The following is a 10,856-nucleotide window of genomic DNA, read 5'->3' on the forward strand; positions in this document are numbered from 1 at the left end:
TCGTCCCCTCGCAGGCCACGCTGCTGGAGCACTTCCTGGCCGTGCACGCGGTGCAGGGGCTGCCGCCAGGGGCCTATCAGTGGCACGGGAGCGAGTTCCGGCTGCTCAGGGCCGGGGCAGAGCGTGGCCGCACCCGCTCGCTCTGCCTGGGGCAGGACCTGGGCGGCGATGCGGCCGCGACCATCTTTCACTGCGCGCAGCTGGAGCCCATCCTGGAGGCCCTGGGCGCCCGCGGCTACCGGGCCGCCCAGCTGGAGGGCGGCGTCGCTGCGGAGCGACTACAGCTGGCGGCGTTCGCGCTCGGCGTTGGCGCCACCGGGCTCACCTTCTTGGACGACATCTCGGCGTTCTTCGGCACCCGTGCCGCACCGATGCTCAGCGTCGCGGTCGGGGTCCCTGCCTGTCGGGCACGGCCGGGCATGCGCCCGGCCCAGCTGCCGCGCATTGGCCTGGCGGAGCGCTGACGGCGCGGGACACGTCCCCTCCACCCCTTTCCGCGGCGGCCTCGTCACGTCTGTCACCTCCCGTCACCCACAACCCAAATCGGCATCAGTCATCCAGCCACCAAGGAACGCTACGCCGCTTCCGAGACTGCGTTCGGAACCGGTGGCCCCTGACGGGGGCAGTTCCAGTTGCCGGCGGGTGACGGTTAGGGCTCGCCGGCCAACAACTTGGTCGTTCCCGCGCCAGCATGCCGAGGTGAGCGCACTCGACCTGGCCAGGTTATTCGGCGGCAAGCCCTTACCCTCCTGCCATGGATGAGCTGAGCGAGCGGTACGGCGAGCTGCTGCAGGGCAGCTACGACTGCGTGGACCGCATCGTCCTCAACGACCGCCTCGACGAGTGCGCGGCCTGCGTGGACCGCGAGCGCATGCCCTTCGAGACGGTCTTCCGCGACCGGGCGACGAGCAGGCCGACTGGCTGTACTGGGGGGAGCATCCAGGGCGAGGGCGACGCCGAGCTGAACACGTCGACCTTCTTGATCGACCGCGACCACGTCGAATTCGCCCGCGTTTAGCACGTGGGCACCGGGCCCCGTTGATGCGGGTCGGCCATGAACGCCTCCAGGTCGGCGCGGCTGACGGCCTGGATGATGGTGCCGTGGGCGCGCAGGAAGGCGTCGGCCTGGCGGAGGCCGACGAGATAGGTGGCTGTGCGGACCGGCATTTCCCAGGTTGCCGCCGAGCGTAGAGGGTGAGGTAATGCGTTCTAACAGCTCCGCCCAGACGGCCCCGATCCGGCCCGAGCCGACAGCCACGCGAGCAGGTCGGCCAGGTACTCGGTGCGGTCCGGCTCGAAGTCGAGGGTGTGGCCCGCGCCGGGATAGGCCCGGTAGGTCTTGTCCTGGACTCCCAGCTGTGTGAACCAGCGGCGCGTCTTGGGCACATCGATCATCTTGTCGTCCTCGCCCTGGAGCAGGAGGAGCGGAAGGCGCAGGCGGGCAGCAGCGCGCCGGCGACGCCGGTCCAGCCGTGCCGTCTCCCAGAAGAACTCGGCCGTGGCCTCAAGCCGCCGCAGCGGATCAGACCAGATCAAGGCCAGGTAGGGCGGGTTGGCCGTGTACAGCTCCGGCGTCAGCGGAATGGGCAGGCAAGCCATCGGGGCGACCAGGTGCCCGATCACGACCTGCACCTGTCGGGCCGGCGAGAGCTTGACCTCAGAGGTCAGGCCGGGGCCGAGCAGCAGCAGCCCGACAGCGGCGCCGGTCGCTGGGCGGCGTACACCACGGCGAGCTTGGCCGCCCAGCTCGAGGCGGCCAGGAACACCGGCGTGCCCCGGTGTTCGGAGGCGACCAGCCGCACCACCTGCTCGACGTCATCAAGCGCGCGCTGGTAGCGGGTGAGGTGACCGCGTGGGCCGCCGCTGCGCCCGGATCCGCGGCGGTCGGGTCCATAGACGGCGATGCCTTGGTGGTTGAGGTCGGCGGCGGTCTCGCCGAACCAGCCGGCGTGGCTGGCGATGCCGTGCAGGAAGATGACGACCGCCCACGGTGGCGACCGTCCGCTGGACCAACAGAGATAGTGGAGCCGGACGCCGTCGTCGGCCGTGAGGAAGCGGCTCTCGGCGCCCCCGCCGGCCAACGCGCCCGGTGGGTCAGCGTGCGCCACGGTGTCGTCGTCGGGCGCGGGGCCCTCGGTCTGACGCGAGGCGCGCAGGGTCGCCAGCTGGAGCGCTGGCGAGACCAACCCAGCAGCGCGAGCCACCGCATACCCATCAGCGGACAACCCGACTCCACCGGCTGCACCGGCTCACGCCCCTGAACGCCCGTTTACGTCAGGCAAGAGCCTGCACCAGTCGGCGGTGGACGGCGGCGGGGTCGGCAAGCCCTTCCGCCCAACAGCGCGACAGCTGATACTGCCCGAGAGCAGCAAGCGCAACGGTGGACCAACACGAAGGATCGCGAAGGCTGTGGGGAGGAGCGATGGCGGTCAGACGAAGGGCGATGGAGTACCGCTCCGAGCAGCGGTGGGGGGACCTGCCGGTCGTGCACGTCGCGGTCGGGGGTCGGCAGGCCGATGGCCGGTATCGGCTGGGACGGGCCCGCGGAATCATCGCGCTCGGGGATATTGCCACGGGGCTGGTGGCCATCGGTGGCGTTGCGATCGGGCTGTTCAGTGTCGGTGGGGTTGCGATTGGGCTGGTGGCCGTGGGGGCGGTGGCGATCGGGCTGACGGCCGTGGGCGCGGTCACGGCCGGTCTTGTCGTGGGCCCACGGCCGCCAGGTGGATCACACCGTCGGGGAACCTGCGGGCTGAGGATGGCCGCCCAAGTGGCGCCGGAGCGGCCGTCCCCGAAGCGCCGAGGAAGCAAGGCCCGTAACAAGCTGGTGAAGGTCGTGCCGCCGGGTCGCTGTGGGTCCCGGGTCGCTGAGGTCGCTGGTCGCTCAGGACCCCCGGGCCGCGTGGACAGAGGTGGCCGGCGTGGAGGCACCCAGCGGTAGCACGCGTCCCACCGTGTCCTGGCCGAGGACGTGTTCGGCGGTGGCGTGGACCAGCGCCGGATCGGCCACACCATCCAGCGCCGCCAGCAGGGTGGCCAGGTCGCGGTCCAGCAGCGCCTGGCTGGCGGCCGCCTCGGCCCGGTCGAAGTCGACCATCCACACCTGGCCGTCCTCGTCCACCATGACGCTGGCCAGCCCCAGATCCCGGTGGGCGATCCGGGCCGCCCGCAGGCCGGCGACCTGCCGCCAGAGGTCGACCAGTCGGGCCTGGTCGAGCCGCTCGCCGTCCAGGCCGGTCAGGTCGCGGCCGGCCACCCGCTGCTGGACGAGCAGGCCGGCGCCGTTGCCGAAGGACCGCACCAGCAGCACCGGTGGGGTCCGCACCCCGGCCGCGGCGGCCAGCAGCGCCATCGACGCCTCGTGCTCCACCTGGGCGACCGCATCACCTAGCCGGCTCGGGGGTCGGCCACGATGCTTCAGCCAGTGCCAGGCCCGGTACAAAAGGTCGCTATCGCGGCGCTCGCGGGAGACGACCTTGACGAACAGGTCGGGCCGCGAATGGCTGGAGACCAGGTAGCGGGCCGAGCGGCGGTCCTGGCCAGCCAGCGGCGCCAGGTCAGCGGGGTCGAACCCGTAGGTCTGCAGGGCCGTGCGGACCCGCTCCAGCGAGGGCTGGCCGGTGGGGGCGCCGAACACCAGCAGGACCAGGGCGCCGGCGGCCCAGCCGAGCGCCGCCCCCCCGAGCACGTCGAACGGCAGGTGGGAGCCGACATAGATGCGGGCCACGCAGACCAACCCGGCCAGCACCCAGGCGACCCGGCGGGCCCGCCGGCCCAGGAACGGGCTGGCCACCGTGGCCAGCGCCACCGCCACCGCCGAGTGCCCCGACACATAGCCCAGGCCCCGGTCCGGCTCCAAGAGGATGTGCACGTTGTCCAGCAGCATCTGCGGGCGGCCCCGCTGCACGAACTCCTTGACCAGCTTGGCGACCAGATAGATCGTCCCGCCGGCCAGGGCCGCGTACGCCGCCAGCCGCAGCCGCCGGGTCGCCAGGGCCAGCAGCGCCACCAAGGGCACCGCCCCGATCACCCCCAGCTGCATCACGCCCCAGACCGGCCACTTGGTCCAGCCGGGCAGGGCCAGGTCGTTGATCAGCCGGAACAGGTTGGCCTCGCGGACCCCGATGCGGTGCTGGTGGATCGCGGTCATGGTGGCCAGCAGGATGAGCGCGCCGAGCACCACCCGCAGCACATCCCCCGGATGGCGGACATAGGCTCGAGCACCGGGCCGGCGGTCGCTCGCCTGCGTGCCCGGTCGGTCCCCGCTGGCCGCTGCCGCAGCTTGGGGGGCGGCCACCTGTGGGTCGCCTGCGGTGACGGGCTGGGGCCGCAGCCGGCTTCGTCGCCACCACAGGTAGCAGACGACCCCGACCAGGATCGGCAGGAACCAGGTGAGCGCCCGGAACACCAGCACCGCGGCGGTGACCTGCTCCCGGTCGCCGCCGACGGCGGTCATCCCGCCGATCAGGGTCGCCTCCACAAACCCCGCGCCGCCGGGGGTGAACGGGACCGCGGTGAGCAGCCGCGCGAAGGCAAAGAAGGCCAGCACCTGCGCCCAGGAGACCTCCTGGTCGCTGACGCCGACGTGGCGCAGGGTGACCAGCAGCACCGCATACAGCGACAGGTGGCTGACCAGCGTGGCGGCGGTGATCGGCACCCAGCCACCCTCCAACAGGTCCAGGGTGCGGGTGCGGAACTTGACCGTGGCCAGCTCCCAGCCGTGCACGGGCGGCCGGCGGACCAGCCGCAGCAGCCGCGAGGCGACCCGCCCGGCCCAGACCCCGAACCGGCGGGCCAGCTCCTGGCTGCGCAGCAGCAGCGCGAACACCACGATCGCGGCCACCAGCCCGGCGATCCCCGCCAGCCCAGCGATGACCCGCTGTGTGCTGGCGTTGCCCTGCAGCGCGACCAGCGCCAACGCCAGCACCGGCAGCCCCAGCTTGGCGAAGGCGTTCCACACCCCCGAGACCAGCACCGCCACCGTGGTCCGCGACCGCGAGAAGCCCCAGTGCCCGAACATGCTGTAGGTCATGCCGGTGCCGATCACCGGCCCGGCCCAGGGCACGGTGTTGGCCACCGCGCTGGTCGACTGGGTCATTGCCGTCGCCCGCCAGAACCCCAGCCCGGGCGTGACCGACATCCACACCAGCGCGTAGGTGGCCAGGTTCCAGGCGGCGATCGCCAGCAGCGTGGCATCCTCCAGCCAGGTCATCGCCCGGATCTCGGCCCACACCTGGCCCAGGTCGATGCCCAGGTCGATGCCCTTGAGCAGGTACCAGAAGATCGCCACCACCAGCACCAGCGACAGCACGGCCTGGACAGCCAGGCGGGTGCGCGAGCGGGGCTTGGCAGCGGCTGATTCGTGGTCGTCCATCACAGCAACCCTTGTCTGACCGGGTCCAACGACCGCTGCACGCCTGGCCGGCTCATCGTGCCTCCTGGGGGTCCAGCCGCAGCCGGCCGTCGGAGCGCCGGCTGAGCGCCTGGCGCAACTCCTCGCGGGTGGTGAACCCGATCGCGGAGGTTGAAGATGCCCATCCTTCCCCACGCCGCCACCAGCGTCTCGGCCTACCTCGCAGGATTGTGCCTGGCCCGCGAGCGTGAGAGGACGGGCCCGCCGAGCCGCCCTGCTCAAGCGGGCAGGCCTGATCCCGCCGGCACCACCTGCACGGGGATGCCGTTGAGGACGGCGTTGCCGGACAGCTCGTCGTAGCGTTCGTCATCGGCGAGCAGATTCGAGTTCACGCCAGCGTGCGCCTGCGCCACCGCCATGGCGACGCCGGGGAGGTCGTGCCCCCAGCCATGGGGCAGGCTGACCACGCCAGGCGCGACCGCGTCGGTGAGCTCGACGGGGGCGACGAGGGCGCCGGTCCGCGAGGAGACGCGCGCGGCGCCGCCGTCCTCAAGGCCGATGCGGGCGGCATCAGCCGGGTTGACCTGGAGGGTGCAGCGCGCCTTGCCTTTCACGAGCGTCCCGATGTTGTGCATCCACGAGTTGTTGGAGCGCAGGTGGCGCCGCCCGATGAGGACGAGCGCCCCATCGTCCCCGTCGGCTGCGCGCGCGAGCGACGCCCGCAGCCGCTCCACGTCGGCCACCAACGGTTCGGGGGCGAGCTCCACCATCCCGGACGGTGTCCGGAGGACCTCCGGGAGCCGCGGCTCGAGCGGGCCGAGATCGACCCCGTGCGGGTTCTCGAGGAGCGTGTCGAGCGTCAGCCGGTAGGGGCCGGCGCGGAGCATGAAGTCGAGCATCCGCTCCGGGCCGGTGCGGGGCGCCAGCTCCGCGAGCACCCCGTCGGTGGTGCGTTCGTGGAAGGGAGAGTGCGGATCCGCGACCGCGCGCTCGACGAGCACGCGGATCGCGGCGTCGTCGGCGAGGGCCGGGTCGGCGTCCGCGCCGAGGCCCTGAGCGGCCAGCGCAAGCTTGGACAGGATCTGCCACTCGTCGAGCTCTCCGGGCTCAAGGGGGAAGACCGGGGGTGAGTAGTTCGCGACGTTGCGCAGCGCGAACAGGTAGAACGCGAGGTCGTAATGCCCGCGCGCGAGCGGGCTCGGCGCCGGCAGGATCACGTCGGCGTGGCGCGTGGTCTCGTTGATGTAGAAGTCGACGCACACCAGGAGCTCCAGCGACGCGAGCGTGCGCTGCAGGCGGCCGCTGTTGGGAGCCGACAGCGCCGGGTTCCCGGCGATCGTGATGAGCGCGCGCACCTGGCCCTCGCCCGGGGTCTCGATCTCCTCGGCGAGGCACGCGACCGGGAGCTCGCCGAAGGATTCCGGCAGCCCGCGCACGCGGCTGCGCCAGCGTCCGATCCGCGTCTCGCGACCGTAGCGCGGCCTGCCGAGCGTGTTCGGGCCGCCGGCGGCCGGCTTCGGGAACATCGCGCCGCCGGGGCGATCCAGGTTGCCGGTGAGCACGTTGAGGACGTCGACGAGCCAGCTGGTGATCGTCCCGAACTCCTGCGTGCAGGTCCCGGTGCGTCCGTAGACCGCCGCGCTCGGGGCTGCGGCCAGCTCGCGCGCGAGCCGGCGGATCGTGTCGGCGCCGATCCCGCACAGCGGAGCGACGGCTTCGGGCGTGAAGTCGCCCGCCAACCCCGCGACCACATCGACACCGGAAACGAACCCCCGCACCCCATCGCCGGGATCGACCAGCCGGTCGGCGAACAGGGTGTGCACCATGGCCATGAGGAACTGCGCGTCGGTGCCGGGGCGGATCGGGACGTGCTCGGAGGCACGCTCGGCCGTGCGGGTGCGCTTGGGGTCGACCACGACGACCGCGCCGCCCCGCTCACGGATGCGACGCAGGCGCCCCGGCCAGTCGGGCGCGGTCGCCAGGCTACCGTTGGACGCGAGCGGATTGGCGCCCAGCAGGAGGAGGTACGAGGTGCGGTCGAGGTCAGGGACGGGGTGGCTGACCATCGTCCCGAACATCAGCGCGCTGGAGATCTCCTTCGGCCGCTGATCGACGGTGCTGGCGGTGAAGACGTTGCGTGTGCCGAGCACGCGCAGCAGCAGGCGGCTGTAGAGCGTGCCCGAGAGGTTGTGGACGGTCGGATTGCCGATGTACACCGCGACCGCGTCGCGACCGTGACGCTGGATGATCGGCGGCAGTCGGCGTGCGACCTCGGCGAACGCCTCCTCCCAGGTGGCCGCGCGCAGGTCGCCGTCGCGGCGGACCATCGGCCCGCGCAGGCGGTCGGGGTCGTCGTGCAGGTGGCCGAGCGTCGTTCCCTTGGGGCAGATGAACCCGTGGCTGAAGACGTCGTCCCGGTCGCCGCGGATCCGTGTCACCGCGCCGTCGCCGATTGTGAGCTCCAAGCCGCACGTCGCCTCGCAGAGCGGGCAGGTTCTGAAGACGGTCGTCTCAGCCGATGAGGACACGCGCCACCTCCTTCCAGCTGGCCGGGTGGCTCCTGGGACAAGATGACTAATCATCTCTGACGAGGCAATAGTAGATGCACTGGGCTTGGGCAATTACATCTCGGAACCTCCTCGATCCGGACGGGCACCGAGGTCAGGACAAGGGCTGTAGCGAGCCAGACGCGCAATATAGGGGCCGGCGGGACGGCGGGTGAGGCGTTCCACCGCGGAGTCGTGCGCGCGATGGACGACCTCGGCGTGGACGCCCGAGCGGCCGACATCATCGTCGGCACCTCCGCCGAACACCGCGCGCACCTTGGCGAACAACTGCGTGTCGACCTGCTCGAAGCCGCGGCGCAGCTGCTCCGGCACCGGTCCCCCGGCACGCTCGAGCCGGCGCACGGCAAGCCCGACCTCGACCGCCTTCGACAGCGTGTCGGCCGGCACCTGACTGGCGAACAGGGCATGCACCTTTTCGAAGATCCGCGGCACCGACGGCATGCACGTCGGCCGCACCTCCGCGCAGTCCGGCACGATAGTGGACGCGTCGCCGCTGCAGTACGCCACCACGCCGCCGACGCTGGAGACGCTCAGCTGCACGACTTGGGCGAAGACATGCGCCAGGGGCAGGAACAGGTACGCGACGGCATCCGCCCCGACGACCCTGAGCTCCTCGGTGACCCGGCAGCAGGCGGTCATGTTGCGATGGGTGAGCACGCAGCCCTTCGGCCGGCCGGTCGTGCCGGAGGTGTAGATGATCAAGGCCGGGTCGTCTGGTCGCACGCCCGCGGTCCGCCGCTCCAGCTCGGACCGGTCACCATCACGGCCGCGTGCGCGGAGCTGCTCAAGGCTGGCGGCCGCCGCGGCGGCCGGGTCGACGACGACCGCATGCCGCAGCTCGGGCAGCCGGTGGCGGTGCTGCTCGATTTTTGCGAGCTGCGCGGCGTTCTCGAAGATCACCGCGACCGCGCCGGAGTTCCCGATCACCCACGCGCATTCCTCCGGCGAGCTGGACGGGTAGATCGGTACCAGCACGGCACCGGCAGCCGCGATGCCGAGCTCCGCCTGCACCCATTCCGGTCGCGTCTCGGAGAGGACGCACACCCGGTCGCCGGGGCGGACCCCAAGGGCGACCAGCCCGAGGCCCACCTCGCGGGCGCTGTCGCGCAGCTCGGCGTAGGTCAGATCCCGCCAGACGCCGTCACGCTTGAAGCGCTGCGCGGGACGTTGGCCGAACCGTTCGGCGCCGAGGAAGGGAAGGTCAGCGAGTGTGTTGGGAACCTCCACCCGATGCGGTCGCATGCGTGTCCTCCGTGGGTGCGGACTCCAGCAGCCGCATGCCGTCCAACAGGCTCATGCGCTCATGGGTGTCCTAGCTGCCCACACCGTGAAACTGCCAAGGGCATCGTGTCAAGGTTGCCAGCGACGGTGTTCCCACCGGCATGAGCGATGCATCCTCGTGTTGCCGGAGCGCCCGGCAGGCCACTAGCCTGCTGAGGTGACGAGTCACCAGCAGCGTGAACTGGACATCGTCGTTCTTGGCGCGACGGGCTTCACCGGCGCCTTGACGGCGGAGTACCTGGCTGCTCATGGGCCAGGCGCGACCCGATGGGCGGTCGCCGGGCGGAACCGGGGCAAGCTGGAGGCGCTACGCGACCGGCTCGGCGTCGACGTCCAGATCCTCGAGGCCGACATCAGCGACCAGGCCTCCCTGCGGCGTATGGCCGAGGCGTCCCGCGTGGTCGTCACCACGGTCGGGCCGTACCTCCGATACGGCGAACCGGTGGTCGCCGCCTGTGCCGAGGCCGGCACCGACTACGTCGACCTCACCGGCGAGCCGGAATTCGTCGACCGGATGTATGTGCGTCACCACGCGACGGCGGAGCGGACGGGCGCTCGCCTGGTCCACGCCTGCGGCTTCGACTCCGTCCCGCACGACCTCGGCACCCTGTTCACGGTCCAGCAACTGCCACAGGAGCGGCCGATCCGGGTGCGCGGGTACGTCAGCGCGGGCGGGCTCCCCTCCGGCGGGACGGTGGACTCCGCCGTCACGTCCTTCTCACGATTCCGCCAGGCGGCTGCGGCTCATGCCGAACGGCGGCGAACCGAGCCCAGCGACCCCACCCGGCGGGTGCGCGCGGTCCCGGGCCGGCCAGGCTATGACCGCGACCTGCGGGCGTGGGTGCTGCCGCTGCCCTCGATCGACCCGCAGATCGTGGTCCGCTCGGCCCGGGCGCTTGACCGTTACGGGCCCGACTTCTCCTACAGCCACTTCGTTGCGGTCGGGAATCCGGTGGTCGCGGCGGCCCTGACCGCCGGAGTGGCAGGAACCTTCGCACTGGCTCAGTTGCCGCCGACCCGCAAGCTGCTGCTCCAGCTCCGGCCATCCGGCGCTGGCCCAACCGCCGAACAGCGGGACAAGGCCTGGTTTCGTGTGCGGTTCATTGGCGAGGCTGGCCGCCGGCGCGTCGTCACCGAGGTGGCCGGCGGCGATCCCGGGTATGCCGAAACCTCCAAGATGCTGGCCGAGTCCGCGCTGTGCCTGGCAAACGACGCGCTGCCGCAGGCCGCGGGACAGGTCACCACGGCCGTCGCCATGGGGGAGGCACTGCGTGCACGGCTAGAGAAGGCGGGCATCTCGTTCCGGGTGCTCCAGAGCGACGAGGGTCCTGAGCCGGGAGGAGGTCGAGAGCCACGTCCTCGGTGACGGAGCGCACGCTGCAAGCCAACCGGCTTGCCTTCAACGTGGCCGAGGCAGGTCACCTGTCCCGCCCGGGAGCGCTGGTGGCCGGGTCGACTTCCTCGGCTAGCTTGTCCGCTCGGTGGGGCCCGGTGGGCGCCGCGGCAGTGGTGGCCTAGATGACGTCGGGAGCCGGGTCGACGACGACCGTGACCTCGACATTGCCGCGGACCGCGTTCGAATAGGGACACACGCCGTGCGCCTTGGCAACCACCCGCTCAGCCTGGTCGCGATCCAGATCTGGCAGGCGGGCGTG

The 10,856-nt window shown here is 71.7% G+C and carries 9 protein-coding genes; 3 read left to right on the forward strand and 6 right to left on the reverse strand.

Annotated elements, in window-relative coordinates; genetic code table 11:
* Positions 1 to 464: nitroreductase family protein (locus tag VG276_29310; protein HEV8653386.1), on the forward strand; the 464-nt coding region annotated here is incomplete at its 5' end.
* A gap of 290 nt (positions 465 to 754) precedes the next feature.
* The gene (locus tag VG276_29315) at positions 755 to 1,018 is read left to right on the forward strand and encodes a DUF6176 family protein (GenBank protein ID HEV8653387.1); all 264 of its coding nucleotides are present in this window, start codon (positions 755 to 757) and stop codon (positions 1,016 to 1,018) included.
* Here VG276_29315 and VG276_29320 read toward each other — a convergent pair.
* From VG276_29320 to VG276_29345, 6 genes are all read right to left on the reverse strand, one after another.
* The gene (locus VG276_29320) at positions 1,015 to 1,167 is read right to left on the reverse strand and encodes a hypothetical protein (protein ID HEV8653388.1); all 153 of its coding nucleotides are present in this window, start codon (positions 1,165 to 1,167) and stop codon (positions 1,015 to 1,017) included. The two genes, VG276_29315 and VG276_29320, sit on opposite strands and share 4 nt — an antisense overlap.
* A 42-nt stretch (positions 1,168 to 1,209) precedes the next feature.
* Entirely contained in the window at positions 1,210 to 1,746 is a 537-nt protein-coding gene (locus VG276_29325; protein HEV8653389.1) for an alpha/beta hydrolase, read from the reverse strand.
* Positions 1,665 to 2,108: an alpha/beta fold hydrolase gene (locus VG276_29330; protein HEV8653390.1), complete on the reverse strand. Its 444-nt coding sequence runs from the start codon at positions 2,106 to 2,108 to the stop codon at positions 1,665 to 1,667. Before VG276_29330 ends, VG276_29325 begins: the two co-directional genes overlap by 82 nt.
* Before the next feature lie 776 nt (positions 2,109 to 2,884).
* Entirely contained in the window at positions 2,885 to 5,374 is a 2,490-nt protein-coding gene (locus VG276_29335) for a lysylphosphatidylglycerol synthase domain-containing protein (GenBank protein ID HEV8653391.1), read from the reverse strand.
* Between the two features lie 257 nt (positions 5,375 to 5,631).
* A complete protein-coding gene (locus VG276_29340; protein ID HEV8653392.1) occupies positions 5,632 to 7,881 on the reverse strand; it encodes a molybdopterin-dependent oxidoreductase in 2,250 nt (749 codons plus the stop codon).
* A 93-nt stretch (positions 7,882 to 7,974) separates the two neighbouring features.
* Positions 7,975 to 9,162: an AMP-binding protein gene (locus tag VG276_29345; protein ID HEV8653393.1), complete on the reverse strand. Its 1,188-nt coding sequence runs from the start codon at positions 9,160 to 9,162 to the stop codon at positions 7,975 to 7,977.
* Between the two features lie 196 nt (positions 9,163 to 9,358).
* On the opposite strand from VG276_29345, the gene VG276_29350 reads away from it, so the two are divergent.
* On the forward strand, positions 9,359 to 10,567 hold the full coding sequence (locus VG276_29350; protein ID HEV8653394.1) for a saccharopine dehydrogenase NADP-binding domain-containing protein: 1,209 nt from the start codon (positions 9,359 to 9,361) through the stop codon (positions 10,565 to 10,567).
* Positions 10,568 to 10,856: the final 289 nt, after the last annotated feature.

This window comes from Actinomycetes bacterium, assembly GCA_036000965.1.
GTDB lineage: Bacteria > Actinomycetota > CALGFH01 > CALGFH01 > CALGFH01 > DASYUT01.